Source organism: Bradyrhizobium sp. UFLA05-112 (assembly GCF_053572325.1).
Map to the genome: position 1 here is coordinate 30,480 of NZ_JBANBK010000037.1, position 26,403 is coordinate 56,882.

The 26,403-nt window shown below is 63.1% G+C and carries 31 protein-coding genes, 1 tRNA gene and 1 pseudogene; 6 read left to right on the forward strand and 27 right to left on the reverse strand.

The features are described 5' to 3' along the window. Positions 1 to 148: 148 nt before the first annotated feature. The 11 genes from SO180_RS21675 to SO180_RS21725 all read right to left on the reverse strand — a co-directional run bounded on the left by SO180_RS21675 (position 149) and on the right by SO180_RS21725 (position 5,917). Positions 149 to 352, reverse strand: a complete 204-nt coding sequence (locus SO180_RS21675; protein WP_449380865.1) for a hypothetical protein — start codon at positions 350 to 352, stop codon at positions 149 to 151. A gap of 6 nt (positions 353 to 358) precedes the next feature. Continuing rightward, positions 359 to 505: a hypothetical protein gene (locus SO180_RS21680; protein ID WP_449380866.1), complete on the reverse strand. Its 147-nt coding sequence runs from the start codon at positions 503 to 505 to the stop codon at positions 359 to 361. An 11-nt stretch (positions 506 to 516) separates the two neighbouring features. Further along, positions 517 to 909 (reverse strand): hypothetical protein, encoded by a 393-nt coding sequence (locus SO180_RS21685; protein ID WP_449380867.1) that lies wholly within the window; start codon positions 907 to 909, stop codon positions 517 to 519. Then, positions 906 to 1,682 carry a hypothetical protein gene (locus tag SO180_RS21690; RefSeq protein ID WP_449380868.1) on the reverse strand — a complete coding sequence of 259 codons (777 nt, stop codon included), beginning with the start codon at positions 1,680 to 1,682 and terminating at the stop codon, positions 906 to 908. The genes SO180_RS21685 and SO180_RS21690 overlap by 4 nt, the downstream gene beginning before the upstream one ends. A 529-nt stretch (positions 1,683 to 2,211) precedes the next feature. Beyond that, positions 2,212 to 2,715, reverse strand: a complete 504-nt coding sequence (locus tag SO180_RS21695) for a hypothetical protein (RefSeq protein ID WP_449380869.1) — start codon at positions 2,713 to 2,715, stop codon at positions 2,212 to 2,214. A gap of 219 nt (positions 2,716 to 2,934) precedes the next feature. After that, positions 2,935 to 4,143, reverse strand: a complete 1,209-nt coding sequence (locus SO180_RS21700) for an AAA family ATPase (RefSeq protein WP_449380870.1) — start codon at positions 4,141 to 4,143, stop codon at positions 2,935 to 2,937. 38 nt (positions 4,144 to 4,181) lie between these two features. Then, entirely contained in the window at positions 4,182 to 4,418 is a 237-nt protein-coding gene (locus tag SO180_RS21705) for a hypothetical protein (protein WP_449380871.1), read from the reverse strand. Beyond that, positions 4,415 to 4,783: a transcriptional coactivator p15/PC4 family protein gene (locus SO180_RS21710; protein ID WP_449380872.1), complete on the reverse strand. Its 369-nt coding sequence runs from the start codon at positions 4,781 to 4,783 to the stop codon at positions 4,415 to 4,417. The genes SO180_RS21705 and SO180_RS21710 overlap by 4 nt, the downstream gene beginning before the upstream one ends. Next, positions 4,780 to 5,001: a MerR family transcriptional regulator gene (locus tag SO180_RS21715; protein ID WP_449380873.1), complete on the reverse strand. Its 222-nt coding sequence runs from the start codon at positions 4,999 to 5,001 to the stop codon at positions 4,780 to 4,782. Before SO180_RS21715 ends, SO180_RS21710 begins: the two co-directional genes overlap by 4 nt. Positions 5,002 to 5,092: 91 nt before the next feature. Next, the gene (locus SO180_RS21720; protein ID WP_449380874.1) at positions 5,093 to 5,482 is read right to left on the reverse strand and encodes a hypothetical protein; all 390 of its coding nucleotides are present in this window, start codon (positions 5,480 to 5,482) and stop codon (positions 5,093 to 5,095) included. 156 nt (positions 5,483 to 5,638) lie between these two features. Further along, entirely contained in the window at positions 5,639 to 5,917 is a 279-nt protein-coding gene (locus tag SO180_RS21725; protein ID WP_449380875.1) for a hypothetical protein, read from the reverse strand. A 584-nt stretch (positions 5,918 to 6,501) separates the two neighbouring features. On the opposite strand from SO180_RS21725, the gene SO180_RS21730 reads away from it, so the two are divergent. Beyond that, entirely contained in the window at positions 6,502 to 6,873 is a 372-nt protein-coding gene (locus SO180_RS21730) for a phospholipid-binding protein (protein WP_449380876.1), read from the forward strand. Positions 6,874 to 6,925: 52 nt separating this feature from the next. On the opposite strand, the gene SO180_RS21735 is transcribed toward SO180_RS21730, so the two are convergent. The 4 genes from SO180_RS21735 to SO180_RS21750 form a co-directional block, all read right to left on the reverse strand. Then, complete coding sequence (locus SO180_RS21735; protein ID WP_449380877.1) at positions 6,926 to 7,435, reverse strand: hypothetical protein; 510 nt, start codon at positions 7,433 to 7,435, stop codon at positions 6,926 to 6,928. 9 nt (positions 7,436 to 7,444) lie between these two features. Next, complete coding sequence (locus SO180_RS21740; RefSeq protein WP_449380878.1) at positions 7,445 to 7,831, reverse strand: hypothetical protein; 387 nt, start codon at positions 7,829 to 7,831, stop codon at positions 7,445 to 7,447. A gap of 547 nt (positions 7,832 to 8,378) precedes the next feature. After that, positions 8,379 to 9,680 (reverse strand): tyrosine-type recombinase/integrase, encoded by a 1,302-nt coding sequence (locus SO180_RS21745; protein WP_449380879.1) that lies wholly within the window; start codon positions 9,678 to 9,680, stop codon positions 8,379 to 8,381. 135 nt (positions 9,681 to 9,815) lie between these two features. Further along, positions 9,816 to 9,909 (reverse strand) — tRNA-Ser (locus SO180_RS21750). A gap of 322 nt (positions 9,910 to 10,231) precedes the next feature. Here SO180_RS21750 and SO180_RS21755 point away from each other — a divergent pair. Next, complete coding sequence (locus tag SO180_RS21755; protein WP_449380880.1) at positions 10,232 to 12,241, forward strand: tetratricopeptide repeat protein; 2,010 nt, start codon at positions 10,232 to 10,234, stop codon at positions 12,239 to 12,241. Between the two features lie 85 nt (positions 12,242 to 12,326). Here the strand turns inward: SO180_RS21755 and SO180_RS21760 are convergent, their stop codons facing one another. Beyond that, complete coding sequence (locus tag SO180_RS21760) at positions 12,327 to 12,593, reverse strand: hypothetical protein (protein ID WP_449380881.1); 267 nt, start codon at positions 12,591 to 12,593, stop codon at positions 12,327 to 12,329. A gap of 1,281 nt (positions 12,594 to 13,874) precedes the next feature. Here SO180_RS21760 and SO180_RS21765 point away from each other — a divergent pair. Further along, complete coding sequence (locus SO180_RS21765; protein ID WP_449380882.1) at positions 13,875 to 14,057, forward strand: hypothetical protein; 183 nt, start codon at positions 13,875 to 13,877, stop codon at positions 14,055 to 14,057. Positions 14,058 to 14,082: 25 nt separating this feature from the next. On the opposite strand, the gene gatB is transcribed toward SO180_RS21765, so the two are convergent. From gatB to SO180_RS21800, 7 genes are all read right to left on the reverse strand, one after another. Next, entirely contained in the window at positions 14,083 to 15,561 is a 1,479-nt protein-coding gene (gatB, locus tag SO180_RS21770) for an Asp-tRNA(Asn)/Glu-tRNA(Gln) amidotransferase subunit GatB (protein ID WP_449380883.1), read from the reverse strand. Beyond that, positions 15,558 to 15,848 (reverse strand): hypothetical protein, encoded by a 291-nt coding sequence (locus SO180_RS21775; RefSeq protein WP_449380884.1) that lies wholly within the window; start codon positions 15,846 to 15,848, stop codon positions 15,558 to 15,560. The genes gatB and SO180_RS21775 overlap by 4 nt, the downstream gene beginning before the upstream one ends. A 2-nt stretch (positions 15,849 to 15,850) precedes the next feature. Next, on the reverse strand, positions 15,851 to 17,326 hold the full coding sequence (gatA, locus tag SO180_RS21780) for an Asp-tRNA(Asn)/Glu-tRNA(Gln) amidotransferase subunit GatA (RefSeq protein WP_449380885.1): 1,476 nt from the start codon (positions 17,324 to 17,326) through the stop codon (positions 15,851 to 15,853). After that, a complete protein-coding gene (locus tag SO180_RS21785) occupies positions 17,323 to 17,535 on the reverse strand; it encodes a hypothetical protein (protein WP_284262967.1) in 213 nt (70 codons plus the stop codon). The genes gatA and SO180_RS21785 overlap by 4 nt, the downstream gene beginning before the upstream one ends. A gap of 80 nt (positions 17,536 to 17,615) precedes the next feature. Continuing rightward, on the reverse strand, positions 17,616 to 17,903 hold the full coding sequence (gatC, locus tag SO180_RS21790; RefSeq protein ID WP_449380886.1) for an Asp-tRNA(Asn)/Glu-tRNA(Gln) amidotransferase subunit GatC: 288 nt from the start codon (positions 17,901 to 17,903) through the stop codon (positions 17,616 to 17,618). Positions 17,904 to 18,095: 192 nt separating this feature from the next. Beyond that, complete coding sequence (locus SO180_RS21795) at positions 18,096 to 19,172, reverse strand: NAD(P)H-dependent flavin oxidoreductase (RefSeq protein ID WP_449380887.1); 1,077 nt, start codon at positions 19,170 to 19,172, stop codon at positions 18,096 to 18,098. Positions 19,173 to 19,188: 16 nt separating this feature from the next. Further along, positions 19,189 to 20,169, reverse strand: coding sequence for an NAD(P)H-dependent flavin oxidoreductase (locus SO180_RS21800; RefSeq protein WP_449380888.1), 981 nt, complete (start codon positions 20,167 to 20,169; stop codon positions 19,189 to 19,191). Positions 20,170 to 20,264: 95 nt separating this feature from the next. On the opposite strand from SO180_RS21800, the gene SO180_RS21805 reads away from it, so the two are divergent. Then, positions 20,265 to 21,155: a LysR family transcriptional regulator gene (locus tag SO180_RS21805; RefSeq protein ID WP_449380889.1), complete on the forward strand. Its 891-nt coding sequence runs from the start codon at positions 20,265 to 20,267 to the stop codon at positions 21,153 to 21,155. On the opposite strand, the gene SO180_RS21810 is transcribed toward SO180_RS21805, so the two are convergent. Next, complete coding sequence (locus SO180_RS21810; RefSeq protein WP_449380890.1) at positions 21,142 to 21,357, reverse strand: hypothetical protein; 216 nt, start codon at positions 21,355 to 21,357, stop codon at positions 21,142 to 21,144. The two genes, SO180_RS21805 and SO180_RS21810, sit on opposite strands and share 14 nt — an antisense overlap. Positions 21,358 to 21,404: 47 nt before the next feature. Between SO180_RS21810 and ruvX the strand changes: the two genes are divergently transcribed. Both ruvX and SO180_RS21820 read left to right on the forward strand, forming a co-directional pair. Beyond that, on the forward strand, positions 21,405 to 21,896 hold the full coding sequence (gene ruvX, locus SO180_RS21815) for a Holliday junction resolvase RuvX (RefSeq protein WP_449380891.1): 492 nt from the start codon (positions 21,405 to 21,407) through the stop codon (positions 21,894 to 21,896). A gap of 3 nt (positions 21,897 to 21,899) precedes the next feature. Then, entirely contained in the window at positions 21,900 to 22,823 is a 924-nt protein-coding gene (locus tag SO180_RS21820) for an AEC family transporter (protein WP_449380892.1), read from the forward strand. Here SO180_RS21820 and SO180_RS21825 read toward each other — a convergent pair. From SO180_RS21825 to SO180_RS21835, 3 genes and pseudogenes are all read right to left on the reverse strand, one after another. Beyond that, a pseudogene (locus SO180_RS21825) lies at positions 22,709 to 23,574 on the reverse strand (lysostaphin resistance A-like protein). The gene SO180_RS21820 and the pseudogene SO180_RS21825 overlap by 115 nt on opposite strands. A 269-nt stretch (positions 23,575 to 23,843) precedes the next feature. Then, entirely contained in the window at positions 23,844 to 24,611 is a 768-nt protein-coding gene (locus SO180_RS21830) for a CPBP family intramembrane glutamic endopeptidase (RefSeq protein ID WP_449380893.1), read from the reverse strand. A 146-nt stretch (positions 24,612 to 24,757) separates the two neighbouring features. Further along, positions 24,758 to 26,401, reverse strand: coding sequence for an isovaleryl-CoA dehydrogenase (locus SO180_RS21835; protein ID WP_449380894.1), 1,644 nt, complete (start codon positions 26,399 to 26,401; stop codon positions 24,758 to 24,760). Between the last annotated feature and the right edge of the window lie 2 nt (positions 26,402 to 26,403).

The following is a 26,403-nucleotide window of genomic DNA, read 5'->3' on the forward strand; positions in this document are numbered from 1 at the left end:
GTCGGCTGCAGCACCGGTGCGCCACTATTGGCCCCCATGGTCTCGGCAAGATGCTCGCGACAGATGGAAAAGCCGGGCCAGCCCTTCACCCGCGGCCGGCGCACACCGTCCAGCCAACACAAGCAGCAATGTTCGGCCTGCTTCTGCATCAGCTCGAGGCCTGCGGCGTCCAGGTGAACGTTCCGACGGCCGTACTCGTGCCGGCGACGAAGGCGCTCCCAGAAGTTACCGAGCCGCCCGGTGCGCGCAGCGTCTGCTCGATGTTGCGAAGTGCTTCGACAAGAAGCGCCAGCTCCTGGTCGCGGCGCGACGGCGCTGGACTGAAGTTGCTGATCGTGATGCTAAGCGACATGATGGCCTACCTCTTCGTCGCGCAAGCGCGAAGCCGCGCCATCAGCTCATTGAACTCATGGTGCTGATGTGGCTCTCGCGCTCGAATGAATGAAATGCGGTCTTCGAGATGTTTGAGGTTGGCTATGAGCGCGTCGACGAAATCCTTGTCCATGTTCAGTTCTCCTATGCTGCTCGGCCCGCGGCGGCCGAGAGCTGAGCGATGATTTCTTGCAGGATGTGGGGCCGAGCCCGGTCGAGAAGCCGACGGCTGATCCTGTCCCCAAATTCGTAGCGGACGTTGGCTTCGTCGCGCGCTTCCCAGCGTCCTTGCATTCGCGCGATAGCTTCGGGGTCATCGACCACGGCCAACCGGATACCGAAGGCCGGCAAGTACGTGTCGATGAGCATGGGCGAAAGCCTCTTCTCGCGGCGCGGACCGAGAACCTTGTTCGTGTGCCCGCGCGTCAGGCCGCAGATATCGTCGACCCGTTCACATGAAAGCCCTCGCGCCACCCGCACGTCACCGAACAGGTCGACAAACTCGTCATAGGATCCAGCCGGCTGCAAATCGATCATCGGCGGCCACCGCTGCTCGCTCGATCGGCGTAGGCCTTCTTTTCGCCGTAGCTCATGCGGCTCCACGTGGCATCGTCGACAGTGTTGGGGCTGACGTCGCGGTGCTGCTGCGAGAACGGCGCGGTGCCCTGAGAGGTCACCTTATGCATGAGGCGCTCGTAGAACCGCAGGTGTGCATCCGTGACCATGGTGCTCAAGATCGGCTTCGCGTCGGCGTGGCCGATTTCCGCCGTGATCCACCGGCCGACCGCATCCACTCGCTGGGTCGCGTTACTGCCGGCCTTGGCGAGCTCCCGCTGCGCTGCTTCCGCAATCGTGGCCTGCTGCGTCGCGACGTGCGAGGCGTAGATCGACAGCATTTCCGAGAAAGCCGCCTGGTCAAGGCCGCGGGCATGCGCCCAGTTTCTCGCGGCGATCAGGCCCGGGTCATTCGCATCAAATTGGACCTGCTGATTGCCTGGCAGCACCGTGCCCTCGGGCAGCTCGAGCTTGTAGCCGTCGGCATTGGCCGGCAGCGTCGCCTTGCGCTGGTCGTCGATCGCCTGACGCGAAAGCATCTGCTCGAGCTCGGCCTCGCTGACCTCAAATCGGCCCACGGTGTATTTCGAGCCCTCGGTAGGCGGCTGCTCGGTCGGATCCGCCGACACATCGCCGGTCTCCGAAATCAGCTTCCCGGTCTCTCGGTCTTTCAGAACCAGGTTGCCGCGCTCGTCGCGCGTCTGGATCACCTTCGCCGGATCATAGCGGCCGGACTGTGCGTCGCCGGCCTCCAACGTCTGACGATGCCGCTCGTTCGGCGACAGGTCTGCCCACGCCGCTGCCTCGGACTGCGCCGCTGCAACCGCGGGCGCTGGCTGAACGGACCCTGGGGAAGGCGTAGCGGTTGTCACTGGATCAGGCATCGGTCACCTCGTGAAAATGATGCGGCTGTTTCTCCCCACACCGCCGCCGCGTGGATGTTGGGCGGTCCGCTGCCCTGGAGCTCGGAAGTTCTGGACCCTGGGAAAAATACGGGTCCGAGGTTTTGCTGGGAAAGCGTGAGGGCGGGTTACCAGCGCCTCGATCGGCGGCCGATTTTTCCCCCCGGGGGTCGCGTCAGCGGGTCCTGAAAGCGCGGAGGGCCTCGCGCGCGGGCGCCCGCCTGCGGAGTGAGGAAACAGAGTGGGATCTGGGTATTCAGTCGCGCGCATAAATCCCTTCCGGCGGATCATGTCTCCGCCACAACGTGCTGATTTGCGCCGCATTTGCAAGCCATCGGCCAACGTACCCACACGGCTACCCATAGTTCGCTGGTGTTCGCGATCATTCATCATCGCCCGCGTCCATTCGCTCTCCCGTCGACAGATTTTTGTTCGGCGTGACGTCGATGCTCACGCCTGGCGCACCCGCTGGTGCGGCGCCGATGATCTGAATCACCACGCCAGGCCGATCGTTCGGACTGTCTCCACGGGGCCCGTCGGCTTCACTGATCGCCTCGAGCGCGCGCGCTGCCTGCACTGCGGCCGCCCGATTTTCATTCTGGTCACGGAGCTCGGCCAGCCTGCGAGGATTCTGCAGCGTGAGTTGCGCCAGCACGACACCACGTTCCGCCTTGAGATACGCGAGCACTTGCGGCCGCTTCATTGCCAATCGCATTGCGCGAACAGTCAAATTGGCTTTCGTCGCTGCCTCCTCCCATGGGGTGCCATTCCACACCATGTCGTCACAAGCGGCCTTCAACCGGCCACTAACCCCACCGGCTTTGGTCTTGCCGATGGCAGCCCGTTGCTGGGTGGTGAGTTGTTGGGATGGTTTCTGATCAGTCATGGGTCACCGGTCTATCGAGAGCTTGCGGACGCGAGCGGAGCGACAGCGCAGCCGTGTCTGCGAGCGGGTGGAATGCGCGCGCGAGTGGGCGCAAACGCCGGGGGGAGTATGAGGGGGGTGTGTGCAGGGCGGTTGTGCGCGTTTGTAGGGGCGTTTGCGGCGGCGTCTGATAGGGCGTCTGTATGGCGGCGGGGGGCGTTTGTAGGGGCGTTTGGAAGCTCATCCGGCGGCCCTCTCGATGTGCTTGGAGCGCTTGCCGTCGACCACAACGATCTTGCCGGCGGCGAACAGGCGCTCCATCGCGGCAGCGAACGCTTTCGACTTGATGCCGCTGGCCTCTGGATGGCCCTCGAAGGCGGCCGGCGCATATCCTGAGCCGGTTGTGTGCCGCACCTCCCTACCCTCCGCCAGAAACCGGTCGAGCAATCGGAGGAATGTGTCCTCAACGTTGCGCTCCGCGGCCGCGCGGTGCGGGGATGAAGCACCAATGGTCTCGGTGACGAACGTCAGTCCACTCCAGCGGATGGTGATCCTCTCCCCGGTGCGGCCGCGGTTCGATTTGGTCACGGCGAGCGTGCGCGCGTCTGGGTCGTCCTTATCCGGGTCGGACAGGTGCAGCATCGAGCGGACGCTATTGCGCCAGTCAACTGAGTTGGCGGTGCCAGAGCCGTCAGCCATGCCGCGCACGGACGGGTGGTCGAGCAGCACGATCGCTGTGTCATGCTCCCGGGCGATCTTGCGCAGCATAGCAAGGAAGGCGCGGACCTGCCGCCGGGCAATTGCCTCGCCGTCGAACACCGCGGCGACGTTGTCGATCACGACCAGGCGCGGCTTGTTTTCGACAATCCACGCCTCGAGCCAGTCCAGCAGCGGCGCGCGCGACAGGCGACCATCCTTGTTGGCATGGACCAGCCAGGTGCTCTCCAGATCGGGGAACAGCATGTGCAAGTCCGGCAGCGTATAGGGATCGATGCAACGGTGCTTGCAGATGCGCTCGACTCGATCGCGGATGTTGTGCTCGGGCTCCTCACAGCTGAGCAAAAGTGCGGTGCCGGCATCGATCGTGCAGCCGAGCCAATCACCAAGGCCCGCAGCGACGTAGACCAGCAATTGAACCAGAATCTCGGTTTTCCCGCTGCCGCCGTTGCCGGACACGATCGTCAAATCGCCGCTGGGGACGCGCGCGGAGGCCAACCAGCGCGGTTGCTCGGGCTCGGTGCCCTCCCACGCCGCCGACGTGATCGCAGCGTAGACGGCCGGCTTAGCACTGGGTTGAACCAAATCCAGGATCGGCTCGCCGTCGGCGCTCTCGGGATACGCGTCATGCGGCGGACCGAATTGGCGTTCCCATGCAGCATCCGCCTCGCGACGCGCTTCCGCGGCCCGCCAACTGGCTTCGGCGGCCGCTGCTGACATGCCGCCGTACATGGGATCGTGAAGCCATGGCTTATCGGTGAGAGCATCCATCAGTCCGCCCTCCTCAGACCAACGAATGCCGCCGCCATAGCCGCCTGGACTCGATCTTGCGCAGACTCGTCGGGGATCAAATCCCAGAGCCATGCCAGTTCCTGCAGCTGGTCGACCGCAAGGTGCTTGGACTTCCAGCCGCGCTCGACGTACCAGGCCTCGAAACCGCAGACATCGAGGAAGTCCTCGAAATCTCCGAGTACAAGCCGCTCGACCGATCGCACCGGCGCATTCATGACGCCACCTCGACCAGGTCGAGCTCGAGCGCGAGGGCCTCGGCCTTCTCCAGCGCCTTCCGCACCTCGGGCAACTTCGCGATGTCGAATGCAATCCCCTTCTTCGAAGCCTGCATGTGGCCGGTCGAAGTCACGAAGAACACTCGCAGGTCTGCGATCGGCTTGCCCTTGTATCGCGAGAGTGTGAGGCGGATGCACGCGTCGCGCCGGCGTGATTTCCAAAGCTGGAAAATGACGCGCGGCTCGGCGAGAGGATCTTCGGGGTGCGTCGCGAATTCGGGGTCGAAGGCGATATCCAGGTGATCGTTTTCCCGACGATTCCTGTTTGCATGCCGAGCCCGCTTCCAAGTGGCGGGTTCGGTCATGCGGCCTTCTCCGCGCGCGCCGCGTCGACGCGCCTCTGCACGTAGGCGACAAGAGAAGCGACCACGATCTGCCGGCGCGAACCATCCATGTAGGACTGGAGCTCACCCGCATTCAGCAGTTCGTAAAACTTCGTGTTGCGGCAGTTCACTGCCCGCATGGCTTCCTGAGGACTGCAAACAAGCTTGCCGCTCAGGAAAGCAAAATCACCGATAGACATCGCTGAACGTCTCCGTTCGTGTTCGAAACGAACGGAAAAGTCGGTGATTTGCTCGGGCTATGGGTGCACTTTAAATCCGGAAACGTGCACTTTAAATCGGGCGCTTTAGGAGAGCCTGGGCCAAACCTTCGCCTCCGGCCAGCACGTGGCGCATGTAGGTAATCTCAGAAGTCAAAAAGTGCTGCCCCGCGATATTGGTATAGATCCCCCAATTGCGCTGTCGACGAGCTGTTCGTTCCTTTCGGCCGGCCACAAGAACGTTTCGAAGCGTTGCATAGTTGCCGACCGCGATACCGATCTCGCGCAACCATGGCCCATTCGAGGAAAGGAAGGCCTCGACGATGTCTTGCTTTGTCCGCTTCGGATTGAACTTCTTGGCGGCACGATAGTGCGCACGAAAGCGCAGCAGCACCTGCTCGCGCAAGCCGCGGACAAGCTCCTTCCGGCCGCGCTTCGAAGGATTTTGCTTCTTCGCTGTCATGACCTCACCACACACCGCGAAAGGATTGCGCGGGGCAAGCATCCGGCGGTGAGACGGATGCGACGGTTTGCCCTCCGGCCCCGCGCGCGACAATCATGGACGGCGACGGCCCCGAAACAATCCGGGGCCGCCACGAGGTTGTGGAAAACTACCGCCTCAGCCAGCGGCCGCCTTACCCATGCGCCGCGCCTGCATCATCCGTTGCAGGCCTTTGAGGTCGCCGTACAGCAACCAATCGAAGCTGACGTCGTGGTTCTCGCACCATTGAGTTAGCTCCTTGCTCCAGGTGCGGCCGATCTTGGGGCATCGTGGCAACTGCCACTCATTCACCAGCCACCGTGCACGGCGCCTTATGTGCTCCGCCTTCGATCCGCCATCGGCGGTCAATCTGCCTACAGGCGAGTTGAGCCACTCCGAACGCTTCATTTTCGCCATGGCTCAGCCCTCCGAACGCTTGCAGGTCGGGCCGCCGAGTCTGCGGGGCAGTCGGCCCCGCCGACGGGGCTCGATGGGCTGGACATTCTCGGGAGGCATACAGGTCACGCGGCGCGCGGATGCGCTCCGGAAGTCGATGACGTTGGACATGGGAAGTGCTCGCGGATTAACCGGCTTTCCTAGGGCCGGGCGCCAGCGGCAGGCTGGCACCGGGAGTCTAGGAACACGTCCGCGAGAACGTGCGCCACGGCCTTTACCCTTTCGGGCTGTTGCATAACCGTGGCACTCCCGGCATAGTGAGCCGGTCGCAGCCCACGGCAATGGGCGCGTTGACGTCTTTCAGCGGGACATGAGGCCCGGCAAGGCCGACGGCCCGCCTATCGCGGATGAAGCGCAATCCCCGGCAAGGGACCGCTTCGGGAGTTTCCTAGGCTCCGCCGATCATCTCACCTGATTTGCGTTAAGAAATCCATCCCCGACCTGGGGAAATCCGCTTGCGCTCGCTCGCCGGCCATCCACCTTCGCTCCGTTGCGGCAGCGAACCGAATCAATTTTGATGATCGGGAGCTCTGGGGAGAGACACGATGCGTATTCGGCTGATTATCTGTGCGACGGCTATCCTGGTTTTGAGCACAGCCAATGCGTCGGCATTCTCGATGAGCTTTCGATGGTGCGGCCTCGCCTCTCCAGTGTTCGCATTGACCGGTGTGCCAAAGGGGACTGCAACCCTTCAGTTCCACATGGTTGATCTTCAGGTCCCCAGCTACAATCACGGTGGGGGAACGGTACCGTACAAGGGGCAGTCGTCGATTGCTTGTGGAGCACTGGACAACTATTCGCCCCCAAGCCCGCCGAGCGGCAGCCATTCCTATCAAGTTACAGTCACTGCATTTGGGCCCGGCAATTCGAATCTCGGCTCGGCTACCTACACACACGAATTTCCCGAAAAGAAGTAAACCTGTCGGGGCTCGCTCTTGCGCTCGCCCTCGGGTTACGCCAACCGAAGAATCATGGCGCAATCTGCTCGATCTTCGCTTGTGGCAGCACCGCCAAGGTTTGCATCAGCCAATGTCGGACAGGATCGATACTCTGATCGTTCGTTGAACTGAATGTAACAAAATCACTGTGCGATGGATTGCCATTGTCAGGGGTGTAGGCGGTGTCTGTACGAATCCCCTGCACATCAACTCTTAGGTGAGAAGCAGCTGCAAACGCCACACCGACAAGTTTTATTTTCGATGGAGCCACTTTTCCTTTCGCCACAAACCCGTCGCGGATTGTTTGAATGCGAGCTTCACCTCTGGCCCTGATCTGATCCGCTGAATCTGGATTTCCGACAACCGCTCCCGAGAGCTCATGTTGCCATGGCTTACCGGCCGATGATGAAAATTGTCCGCCCTTCAAAGCCTGATAGTGAACGGTCTGATCGCGAGTTACGTGATCAGCATTGGTTAGAAACCTATACCAGCATGCAGAATCAGGAAGCGGCTTGTCAGTTTCGAAATGACTGAAGGACATGAATGTGGGCTAGGGCGCGAACAATTCGTTGATCAATGCTTTCGCGCCGGTCGTAAGGGTCGTATGCGGAAAGTTCTTGATAATTCCGTCCGCCGCCACTCTGCGCGCGACTACGCGTCCGCCCGGTCCAACGTCCACCAAAACGAACTCACGGGTTGATCCAAAGCCGAAACGCCATTCAAATCCAATTGTGCCATCTGCCCCGGGCGCAACATCAGGCTTCAATACGCTCGGAGGCAGCAATCGACTAAACGATCGCGCCGCTCGCACCGTTTCGCGAGAGATCGGCTCTGCTCCGTAACCATCCCAATCAGGTTGGTCGTACCCCTCATACTCGGTGAACTCGTCTTCAACATTGGCGTGCGGCAAGTACCGACCGGACGCGATCGGAAGCATCGGATCTTTAGTCAGCGTACGGAGTCCAGATCCCGACGACGTCAAGCCATAGCTAGCCTGGAAAGCTAGGAATCTCATTTGCTGCCATCCGCCAATTTGATTTGCGCACCCAGCCACTCGTGAAGCTGCTTGGCCGTCTCTAGGTTGAGATACGCTGAACAATGGACATTGCGAACAATCCCAGAGCGCGTCTCTACCCTGCTCGGTGTCTGACCAGTCTCTGTGAACGCGATCTGGTCTCCGGGCCTCCCGTAGACGTCGTACTCCACAACTCTTGGGATCGGCCCGCGTTCAGAGAAGAGGGACATGCAAATTTGGCCGGCGGGTGTCAACCCGCCCAGCGCCCCGTGGCACGGTATTTCACGGTAGTCTGCAACCTTTATATAGTGGAACTGCAGCTGTACCTTTGATCCCTGTTCGTCGTGTTCTGCCATGAGAGAAAGAGCTCTGTTGTCCTGAGGCGCTGACGATGGAACAGGGATACAGCACCAATCAAGCCGATTCTTGGTGAAAAATCACTAAATTCGCGTGCAACCCTATTTCCGCTTTAAGCTCTGAGCGGTCTGACATTGCTCATATCGCTCACCGGCGGGCTGGCGCAATAGTCCGCCCAATCAGCCATCATGCGCCGGCGCTTCTCGCGCATGTCGCCGCGGCGGTAGGCCGCCTCGACCTTGTCCGAGACCGTGTGCGCCAGCGCCATCTCGGACATCTCGTTCGGGAAGCCGGTCTGCTCGGTGCACCAGTCCTTGAAGGTCGACCGGAAGCCGTGGACGGTCAGGTCCTCCCCGAAGCCCATGCCCTGCAACAGCTCCAACATGGCCATGTTGGACAGAGGCTCGCCGGCCTCGTTGGCGAATAGGTATTCCGACCGCTCCGGCTGCTTCTCCAGGATCTCTAGGGCGCGGTCGCTAAGCGGCACGACATGATCCCGCTTGCGAGCGCCCTTCTTGCCCTTCAGGCGGGCCGCGGCGACCGTCCAGGTGGTCACCGCTCGGTCAACCTCAGTCCGCACCGCGCCGATCGTGTCGCTCGTCCGGGCGGCTGTGAGAACGGTGTATTCGAGGGCCCGGGCGCTCAGGCTGTCCCGCCGGCGGAGCTCGGCCATGAAGCGCGGCAGGTCGGCATATGGCAGAGCCTTGTGGTGCTCCACCGGTGAGACCTTCGAGGGCGCCGGCAGCAGCTTGTCGAGCAGCCCCTTCCACCGCGCCGGGTTGTCGCCGTCGCGCAGCTTCTTTGCCTTAGCCCAGTCCAGCACGTTCTCGATGCGACCGCGGACGCGGCTCGCCGTCTCGGTGCGCGCAGTCCAGAACGTCGGCGCGTCCGGGTGGCCACCAACCGGCTGCTCGAGCACCTTCAGCACCAGGTCGGTGGTGATGCCGCCGACGGGCAGCTTGCCGATGATCGGATAGGCCCAGGTCTCCAGAGTGGCCGACCACTGCTCGCCGTGCTTGGCGTTCTTCCAGCCCGACCGGTGCGCCTTGATGTAGGCCTTGGCGCAATCCTGGAAGATGGTCGTCTTGGCTTTCTCCAGCGCGCTGGCTTGGTCCTGGAGCTTGCGGGCCTCGATGGGGTCCTTTCCCTCGTCGATGAGCTGACGCATCTTGCGGGCCCGCTCACGGGCTTCTGAGAGGTTCCACGTCTCAAGCGAGCCCAGACCCATCTCCCGCGCCAGCGGCTTCCCCGTCTTACTGGTGTGGCCGTTGAGGCGATATCGGAAGATCCACGACTTGGAGATGCGTTCCTTGCCGTCCCCTTTCACCTGAAGGTAGAGCCCGGCACCGTCGCCATACATTCCAGGCGTCTTCGCCTTGGTCACTTCAAGGGCCGTAAGCTTTCCGCCCGCCATTTACCCCCTCCTGTACCCACACCGGAACCGCGAATTTAGGCGAATGGCGGCGAATGGGCAAGACTGACAAAACCCGAATTATCGTGTATTCACAGGGGGTTTTCGGAGGCTAGCGAACGGGGGCGAACTATGTTCTGGCGGAGACGGAGGGATTCGAACCCTCGATAGGCCTTTACAAGCCTATAACGGTTTAGCAAACCGCCGCCTTCAGCCACTCGGCCACGTCTCCGGCTTCGCCGGGTATGCCCGACCCGGCGGCGAGCCGCAAGCGGCAGAATTGAGGCTGGCGGGTTTCTTTGCACATGAAAGCTTTTGCAGCGAGGAAAGCCAAGCACAGGTTGGCACTGGCTGACGTCCGGAGCGCCGGCCGTCGTCACGCCCGCACATCGGGCAGCCATCGCGTCAGTTGGTCGCGCGTGGAGACTCGGCACGAGCGCTGTTTCGTGCCTTGCAGCACGAGCCGCGTTGTTCTCTCAAGTAAAGGCGACTAGTCTTTTTGCACCAGTTCGCCAAAGCACAGACCCGCCATCGGGGTCCGGAAACCCAATCACATGTCGCAGCAAAGCCGCAACAAGGGAGCTTCGGCCCCCTCCTCACTCCATCCGTCGGCTATTCTGGACCAGGCGATTGCGGCCCACCGTTCGGGCAAACTGTCGGATGCGGAACGCGGCTACACGACCATCCTGAAGGGAAGCAGAACACATCCCGTCGCGCTGCATATGCTGGGGCTGTTGCAGGCCCACCGCGGCAATTTCGCGGACGCCGAGCCATTGCTCAAGAAGGCTGCCCGCGTCGACCCCGGCAATCCCGACGTTCTTTTCAACTATGCCAACGTGCTGCGTGCATTGGACAAGACAGACGATGCGCTCGCCTGGCTTGCGAAGGTGATTGCCCTGTCGCCGGACTTCGCCGATGCGCATCTCAATCGCGGAGCGATCCTGCTTGCACGGAAGGAGCTTCACGGCGCGATCGCGGAGCTTGATCGTGCCATTGCGATCGCGCCATCGAGCGCAGCGTTCTTGAACCGAGGCAGTGCATTCCAGCAGCTCGGTCAGCTCGACGAAGCACACGACAGCTACCAAAGGGCCGTCGAGCTCACACCGTCGAATCCACAGTACCATTTCGTCTTGTCTGAGGTCCTTACCCAAATGGGCCGACACGACGAAGCGATCGAGGCGCTCGAAAGAACGGTCTCACTGAACAAGGCCTTCCCGTTCGCGCTGAGCAAGCTCGTTGATTCCAGGCAGAAGCGCGCCGACTGGCGCAGTTTCGAACGTGAGCGGGCCGCCCTGGACGAGGCCGCAGAATCCGGCGTGGCGATCGATCCCCTCACCTTCATTCTCGCCTCGTCGTCTCCCGCACACCAATTGACCTGTGCGAAGACATATGTCGCCAATGTCGCCCCGGAGCGAGGTGCCGCGAGACCCAGAACGCCGTCACCGGCTTCCCGGCTGCGGGTCGCGTACGTGTCTGCCGATTTTCACAATCATGCCACCGCGCATTTGATGGCCGGAGTTTTCGAGGAGCACGACCGCGAGCGCTTCGACATAAGCGCCATCTCCTACGGACCGGATGACCGCAGCAAGATGCGCGACCGCGTGAAGGCAGCATTCGAGCGCTTCGAAGACGTCAGGCACCTTGCCGACGAGGACGTGGTCAAGCTGATACGCCAGCTCGACATCGAGGTCCTCGTCGATCTCGGAGGCTTCACCGCCCTTGCGCGGCCGAAAATCCTTGCGCACCGGCCGGCTCCCATCCAGGTCAACTATCTCGGCTTTCCCGGCACGATGGGCGCGCCGTACATCGACTACATCATGGCCGACCGGATCGTCATCCCCGAAGCAGAGCAGAAGTATTACGCCGAAAAGGTGATTTATCTCCCCAACAGCTATCAGGCGACCGACGCAAGGCGACCGCCCCTGTCAAATGCACCGGCCCGAAGCGAGGTCGGGCTGCCGGACGATGCATTCGTCTACTGCGCGTTCAACAAAACATTAAAGATCACGCCCCGGCTGTTCGATGTCTGGATGAGGCTGCTTACCAAGACCGCCGGCAGCGTCCTTTGGCTGTTTGATGGGGGCCCGATCGCCAGTGAGAACCTGAGGCGTGAAGCCGTTGCGCGCGGCATCGCCGCCGAGAGAATCGTGTTTGCCCCACCCATCGCTATCGACGAACACCTGGCGCGCCACCAGCTTGCCGATCTGTTCCTGGACACGTTGCCCTACAACGCCCATACCACGGCCAGCGACGCCCTGTGGGCTGGCTTGCCGGTCCTGACATGCCTCGGCACCGCCTTTGCGGGACGTGTTGCAGCCAGTCTCCTGAATGCTGTCGGCCTTCCTGAACTGGTGACGCGATCGCTGGACGAATATGAGGCTTTGGCGCTTCGGATCGCGCACGACTCCGAACTTCGAACCGCCCTCAAGAGCAAGCTGGCGACGCATCGGTCCACCTGGCCTCTCTTCGATACTGTCGGCATGGCGCGAGACGTCGAAAAGGCCCTCACCGAAATGTGGCGCCGGCATTGCGCCGGCGAAGCGCCGGCCTCGTTTGCCGTCTGATCTCATCACGAGGTCGGCCTAAGGTCACCTTGGCGCGATCGCATCGATCGGTCAAAGTTCGGTTCCCTGCGGCGGAGTGAACCGGTCAGTGCGCGGTGGCCCAGGCCCTCGCCTCGCGCTGCGCGGCTGCGATCTCGGCATCCGACATCTGCCCGGCGACTTCCTGGCGAAGCGCGATCGCGTCCCTACGGCCCTTCAACGCCGCGAGGTTGAACCATTTATGCGCAGCGATGAGATCGACGAGGCCGGAGCGGCCGCTCGCCCAATACATGCCCCGCTCGAACAGCACGTCCGACAACGCAGTCGCGTCGATCGGCGTCGCGGTCTCCAGATCGAAAGTCCCCTGAAACATGTCGCATCCCCTTTATTGTTGTGCCGCCTCGTTCCCCCGAGCGCGGCTCCCGTCCAAACTGTTCAACTCGTCCCCATGCCGCTCTTGCCGGCTTGTTGAGGCGATCTTGGCGAGCAAATTTGAATGGCAGTTTAAGTATCGCGATGAAGGGGACGTAAACGCGAGGTCACGCGGCGCGGCTGCGAAAATGCAAGAAGTCAGGGATTCTCAAGCACTTCTGCGATCCGTCAGATTTTGTTTACCGTTCGGATCTTCGGACGATGATAACCATCGCGCGTGGTGAGAGGCGCACGATCGCAGCCACCTCCTGAGCCGTCATTTCCCGCGACGGCGGGGAATCCAGTACGCTGCGACTTCTCCGTATGCGTCACTGCCTCTGGAATACTGGATCGCCCGGTCGAAGCCGGGCGATGACGCCGGAGTGTGGGCGCGCAGTCGGACCACAGGGGGCGCAAGCCTGTTCGGCTGCGTGTCACGCCTTGGACCTGAAACTTTGGAAAATGAAAACGCCGGCGAGGATCCCGGCTACTCGAACGAGGGCGTCGGCGAACACGTCAGGACCAGATTTCATTTTGGCCGCGAGGCTACTCATGAAATTGCGGGGCCGATAAAGGCGAACCGCACCGAACGAAGAAAACTGGTTTCTTCTGCCGGACCAGACCTTGACGAGCAAGCTCGGCAAGGAAGGACGATCCGACCGTTGACCTGATGTCTCGCCGACACCCTCTATCGCCGATCAGAGCCCGGTTGACTGAGACCTGCCCTGCCTGAGGCAAACCAGATCGCAGAAGGCGCTGATGACGTGCCGGCCGTCAGAGAGGCCGGCGACTTCAGAAGCGAAGTTACTTCTTCTTCTTCGCGACCTTGCGGGTCTTCTTCGCAGTCTTCTTCACTGCGCTCTTCGCCTTCTTCGCCTTCTTCGCTTTCTTGGCCATGTTGCCCTCCGATGTGTGAGATGGCTTTAATCGCTGCGTGCATTCGGGGATCGAATGCACTGCATCCCGAATACACCAACACGGCGAAAAAAACATCTTCTCGCTTAAGGAAGTGTTGACGGAGCAAAGCGCGCAAGTACTCCGCGCTTCGCGCACGCGCTCGACGAGTCGTTCGATCGTCTATGCGGAAAGTGCCTGCCGCATCAGCGCCGGCGAAAGCATCGATTGCAAGAAAACCCTATGCTGCAAGCCCATTCCGCATTCGCACATTGCGCGCGATCGACGTTCCGTCGCGCGTTGCGTCTCGCTCGAAGGCGCACGAAGTGCGTTTCGCGGACTCTGAGTCGTGAATTTTGGCAATGAAAATATTTTCATGCTTAACGGCGCGACCGCTCGCCGGAGCGTGCTCGCAGCCGCCGTTTTGCACGAATCGAAGATGGCGATTCGGTTGGACGTGGACGGTGCGATCGAGGCGACGTCGGTGTCGCCGCATGCGCGCGACGGATGCGCGAAGGCAGGATCGCGGTGACGGCACGCGCCGTCACCGCATCGCGTCAGATGCCGAGCTTGGACTTGAGCAGGTCGTTGACGCTCTGCGGGTTGGCCTTGCCGCCAGACGACTTCATCACCTGGCCGACGAACCAGCCAAGCGCCTGCGGCTTATCCTTGACCTGCGCGACCTTGTCGGGATTGGCCGCGATGATGTCGTCGACCACCTTCTCGATCGCCGAGAGATCGGTGACCTGCTTCATGCCGCGGCTTTCGACGAGCGCGCGCGGATCGCCGCCCTCCTGCCAGACGATCTCGAACAGATCCTTGGCGATCTTGCCGCTGATCGTACCCTCGCCGATCAGGTCGATGATCGCGGCAAGCTGCTCGGCGGCGACGGGAGAGCCCGAAATAGCCCGGCCTTCCTTGTTGAGACGGCCGAACAGCTCGTTGATCACCCAGTTCGCCGCCATCTTGCCGTCGCGCGCGCGATTGCCGAGCCTGTCCAGCACGGTCTCGTAGAAGTCAGCGCTTTCGCGCTCGGCGACGAGCACGCTCGCATCATAGGCTGACAGACCCAAGTCGGCGACGAAGCGCGTCTTCTTCTGATCCGGCAGTTCGGGCAACTCCGCCTTCAGCGCATCGACAAACTCTTGCGAGAACTCCAGCGGCAAGAGATCGGGATCGGGGAAGTAGCGGTAATCGTGCGCCTCTTCCTTCGACCGCATCGAGCGCGTCTCGCCCTTGTTGGGGTCGTAGAGCCGTGTCTCCTGGTCGATCTCGCCGCCATCTTCAAGGATCTCGATCTGGCGCCGCGCCTCGTACTCGATCGCCTGTCCAATGAAGTTGATCGAGTTCATGTTCTTGATCTCGCAGCGGGTGCCGAGCGGCCCGCCGGGACGACGCACCGAGACGTTGACGTCGGCGCGCAGGTTTCCCTTCTCCATGTCGCCGTCGCAGGTGCCGAGATAGCGCACGATCGAGCGCAGCTTGGTCACATAGGCCTTGGCCTGCTCGGCGTCGCGGATGTCCGGTTTTGAGACGATCTCCATCAAAGCGACGCCACAGCGGTTGAGATCGACAAAGGACAGCGACGGCGACTGGTCGTGCAGCAACTTGCCGGCATCCTGCTCCAGATGCAGCCGCTCGATGCCGACGTTGACGCTGCGGCCGCCGTCGAGCTCGACAAGCACCTCCCCCTCACCCACCACCGGCGACTTGTACTGGCTGATCTGATAGCCCTGCGGCAGGTCGGGATAGAAATAGTTTTTCCGATCGAACACCGAGCGAAGATTGATCTTCGCGTTCAGCCCGAGCCCGGTCCGGACAGCCTGTCTGACGCATTCCTCGTTGATGACCGGCAGCATGCCGGGCATCGCCGCGTCGACCAGCGACACGTGGGTGTTCGGCTCACCGCCGAATGCGGTGGACGCGCCCGAGAACAGTTTTGAGTTCGACGTCACCTGGGCGTGGATCTCCATGCCGATGACCATCTCCCAGTCGCCGGTGGCGCCCTTGAGAAGCTTGTGCGTGGCCGTGCTCATGTCGTGCTCCCGAGCAGGGCGGCAGCGATGCGCTCCCACTCCGTCTGTAATGAATCCTTCGCGGCCGGTTGGCCCGCCTGGCGATACCAGTAGCCGGCATTGCCGAGATCGCCTTCAACACGATGCAAATAGGCATGCACCCAGGCGGCGTCGCGGCTGTCCTCGTCCTGGACGATCTTGTGCGCCTTGTCCCAGTCGCCCTTCGCGGCCCACCAGAGCCCTGCGAGCGGCGCGCTGAGGTTCGGCGCAGGCGCGGCGCAGTCGAGGCTGGCGATATACGCCGCCATGTTCACCACCACCTCGTCGGCGTGAAGTGGCCGGCCGCTTGCTCGATCACCTCGCCGAGCGAGAACAGCGTCTCCTCGTCGAAGGGCCGGCCGATCAGTTGGAGGCCGAGCGGCAGGCCTTGCGCGTCCTTGCCGGCGGGCACGGCGATGCCCGGCAGGCCGGCCATGTTCACGGTCACCGTGAAGATGTCGTTGAGATACATCTCGACCGGATCGGCGCCGCCCTTCTCGCCAATGCCGAAGGCGGCGGACGGTGTCGCCGGCGTGAGGATCGCATCGACACCCTTGGCGAAGCAATCCTCGAAATCCTTCTTGATCAGCGTACGCACTTTTTGCGCGCGCAGGTAATAGGCGTCGTAGTAGCCGGCGGAGAGCACGTAGGTGCCGATCATGACGCGGCGCTTCACCTCGGCGCCAAAGCCTTCGGCGCGGGTGTTTTCATACGTCTCGATGATGTTGCGTCCCTGCTCGCGCAGGCCGTAGCGCACGCCGTCGTAGCGCGCGAGGTTGGACGAGGCTTCCGCCGGCGCCACGATGTAATAGGCCGGCAGTGCGTATTTGGTGTGCGGCAGCGACACCTCGACGAGCTCGGCGCCGGCCGCTTTCAGCCAGGCCGCGCCTGCTTCCCAAAGCTTTTCGATCTCGGCCGGCATACCGTCGAGCCGATATTCCCTGGGTATGCCGATCTTCATGCCCTTCACGGACCTGCCGATCGCGGCCTCATAGTCCGGCACGGCGATGTCGACGGACGTCGTGTCCTTCGGGTCGTGGCCGGCCATTGAACGCAGCAGCATCGCGCAATCGCGTACGCTGCGCGCGATCGGACCTGCCTGATCGAGCGAGGAGGCAAAGGCGACGATGCCCCAGCGCGAGCAGCGGCCATAGGTCGGCTTGATGCCGACGGTCGCGGTAAAGGCCGCTGGCTGGCGGATCGAGCCGCCGGTGTCGGTCGCCGTCGCGCCCATGCAGAGTAGCGCAGCAACGGCCGAGGCCGAGCCGCCGGACGAGCCGCCCGGCACCAGCGTCGTGTTGGAGCCCTCGCGCCGCCAGGGATTGCCGACAGGACCGAAGCAGGAGGTCTCGTTCGACGAGCCCATCGCGAACTCGTCATTGTTGAGCTTGCCGAGCATCACCGCACCATCGCGCCAGAGCTGCGAGGTGACGGTCGACTCGTAGGTCGGCACGAAATTGCCGAGGATCTTTGAGCAGGCCGTGGTGCGCACGCCCTTCGTCGCAAACAGGTCCTTGATACCGAGTGGAATGCCGGCGAGCGGACCGGCACTACCCTTGGCGATCTTGCCATCAGCTTCGCGCGCCATGGCGCGCGCCTGGTCGGGCGTCTCCAGGATGAAGGCGTTGAGCGCGCGTGCAGCTTCCATCGCGCTCAGATGCGCGTCGGTCAGCTCGAGCGACGTGAATGTCTTGTCGGCGAGACCCTTGCGGGCCTCGGCGAGCGTCAGCGATGTCAAATCGGTCATTTATTGATCGGGCTACAGAAGAACGGAGACAGGGTCTTGTCGTTGGCCGGGTCGTCTTTTTTGGCGGCGGCTTTCGCAGCCGCCTCGATCTCGTCGAGCACGGCATTGACGGCCACATTGGGATCGGCAGTCTTGCCCTGCCGCTCCATCGCGTCGAGATAGTTCATGTAGGCCTGATAGGCCTTCTCATCGTCGCATAGCAGGCACATCGGACTCGTGTCCTAATACTCTTTAGTTTGACGCGTTTTCTTCACGCGAACCGGCTTCCACTTCGCTCGAAAACGCCATGCTACTCGACGACCTTCGGCACCAGGAAGAAGTGACCTTCGGTCGCGGGCGCATTGGCAACGATATCGTCGGCGATCTCGCCGTCACTGATGACGTCCTCGCGCTTCTTCATCTCCATCGGGGTCACCGAGGTCATGGGCTCGACGCCCTCGATATTGACCTCCGAGAGCTGTTCGACGAAGGCAAGCATGGCGTTGAGCTCGCCCTGGAGATGCGGAACCTCATCGTCGGAAACCGCAATGCGCGCGAGATGCGCGATGCGGCGGACGGTAGCGGCGTCAACGGACATTATATAAGGCCTCGAACGGCAGAAATCCTGTCTGCCGTATAGCAGAGGCCGGTTTTGCGCCGCAACCGGCGCTGGGCGCATGATCCGGACCCGAAGGGCCGCGTTAGCGCAAAGTGCGCAGCGGTTTTCCGAAAGATCATGCGCAAACAATAACCTAAAGCGCGATGACGATCCTCCTGGATCTCATCGCGCCTAGCCGGCCAGCGCTTTCAGGCGGGCCTGCGCGGATTTGGCCAGGTCCCGGGTCAATCCGGCCGCAGGCATCTCGCGGCCCATGCCGATGGCCTGTCCCGCCCAGAGATTGGTGAAATCCACCCTCCCCTGCTTTTCGGCCGCCGCCTTCAACGGCCCCAGCGCGGTCGCGGCATGGGGAAAGGCCGGCGCGTCCGGCGAAATCGGGCCGGCTTCGCGCATCAGGCGGTTCTGTACACCGCGCGCGGGCCGGCCGGTCATCACATTGGTGATCACGGTGGAATCGTCCCCGGCCTCCGTGAGTGCCCTGCGACCGCCGGCGCTGACCTTGGATTCCGGGCAGCGCAAATAGGCACTGCCGATCTGCACCCCGGACGCGCCGAGCGCGAAGGCAGCGGCGATACCGCGTCCATCCGCGATACCGCCGCAGGCGATCACCGGCACCTTCACGGCATCGACGACCTGTGGCACCAGCGCGAAGGTGCCGGGCTGCTCCGAGATATTTTCAGTCAGGAACATGCCGCGATGGCCGCCCGCCTCTGCGCCTTGCGCGATCACGGCATCGACGCCGTGCTGCTCGAGCCAGACCGCTTCCTTCACGGTGGTGGCGGAGGAAATCACGATGCACCCGGCCGCCTTGACGCGCCTCAGCAGCGCCTTGTCCGGCAGGCCGAAATGGAAGCTGACGACTTCTGGCTTCAGCTCCTCGACGACCTCGCAGAACGCCGCATCGAATGGCGCGCGGTTGGCTGCATTGATGGGCGCCGCCGGATCGAGACCATGCTCCTTGTAGTAGCCCGCGAGGCGCTGCTTCCAGCGCGCTTCGGCCTCGGCCGTGAGCTCGACCGGCGTGTGGCAGAAGAAGTTCATGTTCACCGGCGTGGAGACGCGCTGGCGAATGAGATTGACCTGCTCGCGCGCTTTCTCCGCCGACAGCATGGCGCATGGCAGCGAGCCGAGCGCACCGCCCTGCGCCGCGGCGATCACGAGCTCCGCATCCATCACGCCGGCCATCGGCGCCAGCACGATCGGAAATTCGATCTTGAAGAGGTCGATCAGTCGACGGTCAGGCCACATGGTTGTTCTCTCTTGTTCAAGCAGCGGAAGCGACGGAGTTGCGCCGGCCGGTCAGCAACTGCTCCGCCTCAGCTGCGATCCGCTCGACGATGTCGGCTGCCGGCGGAATATCATGGATCAGGCCGACCGCCTCGCCTGCAATCACGGCGGCGACGTCGAAATTGCGGCTCGCCTTTGCGGCGGCATAATCAGCCGCAACCTTGGCGACATTCTGCATCAATTCGACCTCGCGCCCCATCCAGCGCCGGGCGTGATCGTTGATCAGGCATCGCCCGGTAAACGGCGCCGGCCAGACATTGTTGCGGGAGAGATCGAAAATGATGCCGCGCATGGTCGAGCCGCTCGTTGCATCACAGATGCGCCGTTTCGCCTCGTCAGCGCCGTCGGCCTCCTGGCTCGCATAAAAGCGCGTACCGAGCAGCACGCCGCTTGCGCCCAGCATCACCATGGCGGCGAGCCCGCGCCCGTCGGCGATGCCGCCGGCCGCGACCACCGGCACACGACCCGCCGCGAGATCGACGATTCCAGGCACGAGATCGACGGTGGTGCGGGATGCACCATGGCCGCCTGCCTCGGTGCCTTGCGCGATGAGAACGTCCGCGCCGGCATCGAGCGCCTGTCGCGCCATGGCCTCGTCCTGCACTTGGCAGATCAGCCGCGCACCGGTCGATTTGATCTTCGGCGCGAACGGCGCGGGATCGCCGAACGACAGCATGATCGCTGCGGGCCTTGCCGCGAGCGCGATATCGAGAAGGTCGGGGTGCCTGGCGAGGCTCCAGGTGATGAAGCCGATTCCGAACGGGACGCGCAGCGCTTTCAGCTTCGCCGTCTCCTGCTCCAGCCAAGCCCTCTCGCCATAGCCGCCGCCCAGAATACCAAAGCCGCCGGCGCGGCTCACCGCCGTCACCAGGCTGCTGCCAGCGATGATATCCATCGGAGCAAGGAGGATCGGGTGCTCGATGCCGAGCAGCGTGGTCAGCGGTGTGGTGATCGCCATGGCTCCTCCTGTGTGGACAGCGACACTAAGTGAGAATAACATTCTTGAAAATTGAATTCTTTCGAACGCTGCCATCTCGAAAACGAAACGAGGCCATGGAACTCAGCGATATCAGGACTTTCGCCGCGGTCGCCCGCGCCGGCGGCATCACCCGTGCCGCGGAAGAGCTCAATACGGTGCAGTCGAATGTCACCCAGCGGATCAAGGCGCTGGAGGCCGAGATCGGCACGCCCCTGTTCGAGCGGCACAGCCGCGGCATGACGCTGACCGGCGCGGGCAAACGGCTTTTGCCTTACGCGCAACGGATGGCGGCGCTCTCGCGCGAGGCCTTCCTTGCCGCGCGCGATGATGGCGAGCCCAAGGGACCGCTCGCGATCGGCTCGATGGAAACGACGGCGGCTGTTCGCCTGCCACCGCTGCTCGCCGATTTCCATCGCCGTTTCCCTGCCGTGCGGCTGAGCTTGCGCACCGCGACCACCGCCGATCTCGTCGCCGCCGTGCTCGATGGCGCGCTCGACGGCGCCTTCGTCGCTGGTCCCATCGAGCATGCCGAGCTCATCGCCGTCAGCGCCTTCCGCGAGGAGCTGGTGCTGGTCAGCGCGCGCCGTTGGGCATCACTCAAAGAGCTCCGCGCCGGCACGCCGGAGTCGGGCCCGACGGCGCTGGTGTTCCGCACCGGCTGCACCTATCGCCAGCGGCTCGAGCAGATCTTCGTCGAGTTCGGCTGGCCCTCGGCGGCGCGCTTCGAGCTCGGCACGCTCGACGGCATGATCGGTTGCGTCGCCGCCGACATGGGCGTGACATTGCTGCCCCGCGCTGTGGTCGAACGCAGCGCGATGATCGGCAACGTGGCGATCCACGAGCTGCCCCCGTCTTATGCAGGGGTCGAGACGCTGTTCATCCAGCGCCGCGCCGGCCACCAGTACAGCGCACTCCAAGGGTTCGTGTCCTGCCTGAACAGGGATGACGAGGTCATCGCGGCCTGAACGACCAACGCCGCAGCGCCACCATCGCCCAGATCGCCTCCACCACGCCGAACGGCCAGGCGCCTTGCAGGAAGCCGTAGGCCGAGCCGAGCGCGCAGGATGCGGCGAACAGCAGGACGAACCAGTGGCTGCGATCCTCCAGCGCATAACAGACCAGCATCGCGGTGACGGCGAACAGGCCGAATAAGGTCAGCGCATCCATTGTTCTCGGTTCACTCCGCAGCGCTTCGCATGGTATGCGCTAACGCCATGCCGGCACCTATCCTACCTCTCATCGACGCTGCAACCCACTGGCCCGCGCGCGGTGCGCTGATCGGGCTCGATCTCGGCACCAAGACGATCGGCGTTGCCGTCTCCGATCCCGACCGGCGGCTCGCGACCGGTGTCGAGACCATCCAGCGCAAGGCGTTCAAGCAGGATGCCGCAAAGCTCCTTGCCATCGCCACAGAGCGCAAGGCAGTCGGCTTCGTGCTCGGCCTGCCAATCAACATGGACGGCAGCGAGGGCCCGCGCGCGCAATCGACCCGCGCCTTCGCCCGCAATCTTGCCGGCCTCACGGCCTTGCCGATCGGCCTGTGGGACGAACGTCTCTCGACGTCGGCGGTCGAGCGCGAGCTGATCGGCATGGACGTCAGCCGCGCCAAGCGCGCCGAGGTGATCGACGAGCACGCCGCGATCTTCATCCTGCAAGGCGCGCTCGATCGCCTCGCCAATCTTCGCGCGGCACCCGGAACGGACTGACCCATGGCGGTGGTGATTGCTGCACTGCTGCCGGTCTTCATTCTCATCGTGCTCGGCGTAGTGCTGAAGCACAGCCTGATGCGGCTCGACACCCAATGGCACGGGCTGGAGCGGCTGACCTATTACGTGCTATTTCCGATGCTGCTGATCCAGACGCTGGTGAAGGCCGACCTCGACAAGGTACCGGTCGCAGGCGTCGGCGGCGCACTGCTCTTGTCCTCGCTTGCGATGTCACTGTTGTGCCTGGCGCTGCGCCCGGCCCTGGCGCGGCTCGACATCGATGGGCCCGCCTTCACCTCGATCTTCCAGGGCGCGACCCGCTGGCAGACCTATGTCGCGCTGTCGGTCTCGGCCAATCTGTTCGGCGATGTCGGCCTTGCGCTGGCCTCAGTCGCGATGGTCGCGATCATTCCGCTGGTCAACGTGTTCAGCGTCGCGGTCCTCGCGCACTACGCATCGCCGAACAAGCAGTCCGTCGGCGCCATCGTCATGACCGTGGCAAGCAACCCGCTGATCTGGGCCTGCGCGATCGGCCTCTTCGTCAACGTCCTGCACCTGCCGCTGCCAAGGATCTGGCACGAGGTGGCGGATGCGTTGAGCCGCTCTTCCCTCGCCATCGGCCTGCTCGTCACCGGCGCGGGCCTGCATCTGAACGGCCTGCTCCGCCCGAGCGTGGCCGCCGCCATCGGCGTCGCCTTCAAGCTCGTGCTGATGCCCGTGATCGCGCTTCTGCTCGCGCTGTGGTTCGGGCTGACCGGGACGAGCCTTGCGATCATCGCAGTCTGCGCGGCGGTGCCGACCTCGCCCAGCGCCTACGTGCTGGCCCGCCAGATGGGCGGCGATGCGCCGCTGCTCGCGCAGATCATCACGCTGCAAACGATTTTGGCGGCGATCACGATGCCGATCGCGATCGCGCTGGTGGCCTGAGCGCTAGACGTACGGACGCATTGCAAGACGACGATATTGGAAGTTGAGTGGGCTATCACTGTCAGCCAGGTTGAGGCACTTCTCCAACGGATATAGCCAAGAGCAAGTCCAGAGAGGAAAATATTGGTCTGCCCAATCCAGCTGTATTGGACGTGGCAGATCGCCACAAAGCAGACGTGAGCACAATGGTCCCGATCGCCCCTAGAAATGTCTCGGACCATCCGCGGAACATGAAGCCCCGAACGATCAACTCCTCCACAACCGGCGCGGCGATGCAACTCCCTACGAGCATGATCAGCAACCCGCCCGCACCGCCGACGCCGATGTACGCGCTCGTCGTTTGCTCCTGCGGACCAAGCACGAGGTAAGACAACACAGACTGCAGGCCGAATACGACGGCCACAATGCCCACGGCCCTCAACAATTGGCCCGGGCGCGGCCAGTTCAAAGCCAAATACTCCGAGAATTCTCTACCTGCCTTCCGGGTCGCAACCCAGAGTACGGTAACCGCAGCAGGGGATCCCAGGATGGTCGCGGCGCCCTGCCAATTCGGTTGGTACCACAACGCGTCAATTTTCTCGGCTGACGACCCATCCATGGGCTTCAGGATAAGAGTCAGCAACACTTGGGCCGACAATAAATAAGCGGCGCAAGCAATCAGCGCACCGAGCAACGTCTCCATGAAATCCCAGGTCCGAGGCTTCCGAACGGAGCCCGCAGCCGAGGGATTGGCATTTTCGAGATCGGACATTTGGGCTTTCCGCGACAACGTCGCAGCGAAGGTGGGCACAGGTTCTACCCAACATACTTGAGGACCAAACGGCCGGCAATGCAATGGCGCGGGCGGTCTGAGGAACGCCCCCAATACCTCGTCATTGCGAGCGAAGCGAAGCAATCCAGACCGTCGCCGCGGGGGGATTCTGGATTGCTTCGCTTCGCTCGCAATGACGGTTTCCGTGGCTGCAACTCAAGGCTACTGCTTGGCGCTCGTTCATTTCGCGCGAGGCTAGAGCCGCCCGCCTACCCCCCCAGCCACATCGTCAGCACCACCGCCGTCAGATTGTTCAGCGCGTGGAGCACGATCGTGAGCCACAGCGAGTTGGCGCGGTAGCGCATGTAGCCGAACCACAATCCGATCGAGAAGACCTCGGCAAGAAAATACATGTCGTACTGCAGATGCACGGCGGTCCAGACCAGCGACGACAGGATGATCGCGCCGGGCACGCGCAGAAAGCTTTCCGACCAGCCGCGGAAGAGGAAGCCCCGCGCGATCACCTCTTCGGAGATCGGCGCGGCAATGCTGAAGGAGAGCACGAGCATCGTCGCCGCGCCCTTGTCGCGGCCTGATTTCAAGAGATCTGTCATGAAGCCTGGCGTCGCCTCGCGGCCCAGCGCACGCGACATCGCCTCCCAGATCACCACGATCAGAACGAGACCGACGGCACCGAGCAGAATCTGCAACCAGGATGGCCAGCGCAGCGCAAGGTAGTCGGCGAAGGAAGCTCCCTTCAGGCGAATGGCCAGCCACACCGCGGCCAGCGTGGTCGGCAGGCCCGCGATCACCGACCACGCCAGCGCCTGCGGATCGCGGCCGACGGACTCGAGCGATGCCATGTCGATCGGGCCACCACGATGCGCGACGAGATAGACGATGGTGCCAATCTGGCCGACGAACATCGCGGCGAAGACGAACACGCCCCACAGCGCCGTGCCCCAGAATTTCCAGACGGGCGGCGGCGCCCCGGGCGTCACGATCAGCGGCGGGTGGTCGGGATTGAGAGTGTCCATCAAGAAGCTTTCGTTAGGCGCGGCAAACTATCGAGAGATCGTCATGCCCGGGCTTGTCCCGGGCATCCACGTCCTTCGTGCCGCACTGTGACACGTGGATGGCCGGGTCAAGCCCGGCCATGACGGGCAGTGAGAGCGTTCCCCGATCAAGGCAGCGCCCGTTCCAGCAGCGCTCGCTGGTCCCCACTCTCCAACTCCACGGCGCCATACATGCTGGCGTGATTGGTGGCGAGGCGTGTGGCGGCAAACAATTCGGCGTTGCGGGGTGATACGAGGTTGAGCGCCGCGGCCGCCGACAGCAGCGCCAGCTTCTCCACCGCAAGCCGCGCGACGCGCTCGCTATCGCCTCGGCGGAAGGCTTTGCCGATGAAGCTTATCGCCTCACCCGTTCCTGGCAGGCCCTTGGTCTCAGCGGCCAGGCTTTGCAGCACCGTCATCGCCGCATCGGGCTCGCGCGCCAGCGCACGCAGCACGTCGAGGCACATCACGTTGCCCGAGCCTTCCCAGATCGCGTTCACCGGCGACTCCCGGTAGTGGCGCGCCAGAATGCCGTCTTCGACATAGCCGTTGCCGCCGAGGCATTCCATTGCTTCGTAGAGGAACGCCGGCGCGCTCTTGCAGACCCAGTATTTGATCGCGGGCGTCAGCAGCCGCATGTAGGCGGCCTCGCCTGCATCGTGCGGCGTGCGGTCGAAGGCACGGCAGAGCCGCATCACCAGCGCGACCGTTGCCTCGACATGCAATGCCATGTCCGACAGCACCGCCTGCATCAGCGGCTGATCGGCGAGATGTTTCTGGAATACGCTGCGGTGACGCGCGTGATGCAGCGCATGGGCGAGCCCCGAACGCATCAGTCCACTAGAGGCGATCGCACAATCCTGCCGCGTTAGCTGCACCATCTGGATGATGGTGCGGATGCCCTTACCTTCGTCGCCGACGGCTTGCGCATAGGCGCCGACGAACTCGACCTCCGAGGACGCATTGGAGCGATTGCCGAGCTTGTCCTTCAACCGCTGAAACTGGATCGCGTTCACCGAACCATCCGGCGCAAAGCGCGGCATGAAGAAGCAGGTCAGCCCGCCCTCGGCCTGCGCCAGCACGAGGAAGGCATCGCACATCGGCGCCGACATGAACCATTTATGGCCGGTGATGCGATAGGCGTTCCCATCGCGCACCGCGCGCGTCATGTTGGCGCGTACGTCGGTGCCGCCCTGCTTCTCGGTCATGCCCATGCCGAGCGTCATGCCGCGCTTCTCCCACCACGGTGTGAAGGTGGGGTCGTAGCTTTTCGTCGAGAGCACCGGCATCACGCGCGCGAGCAACTCCGGCTGCATCGCCAGCGCCGCGACGGAGGCGCGTGTCATGGTGATCGGACAGAGATGTCCGGTCTCGACTTGCGATGCGATGTAGAATTTGGCTGCACGAATGACCTCGGCCGCATCGCCCGCGGGCTGTCCGTCCGCGGTCCAGGTGGAGTTATGCACGCCGGCATGCGCGCTGTGCGCCATCAGCTCGTGATAGGCGGGGTGAAACTCGACCTGGTCGCGGCGGTTGCCCTTGGCATCAAAGGTGCGGAGTTTTGGCGTGTTCTCGTTGGCGAGGCGCCCACGCTCGGCCATCGCCGCCGAGCCCCAATGCCGGCCGAACGCGGACAACTCCTGTTCGGCAGCGGTCCCGCCATTGGCCTTCACCGCCTCGACCAGCGGCCGGTCAGCGGCAAACAGGTCGATGTCCTCGAACGGCGGCGACTGATTGAAAACCTCGTGGGTCGCGAAGCTCGGCTGGGTCATCG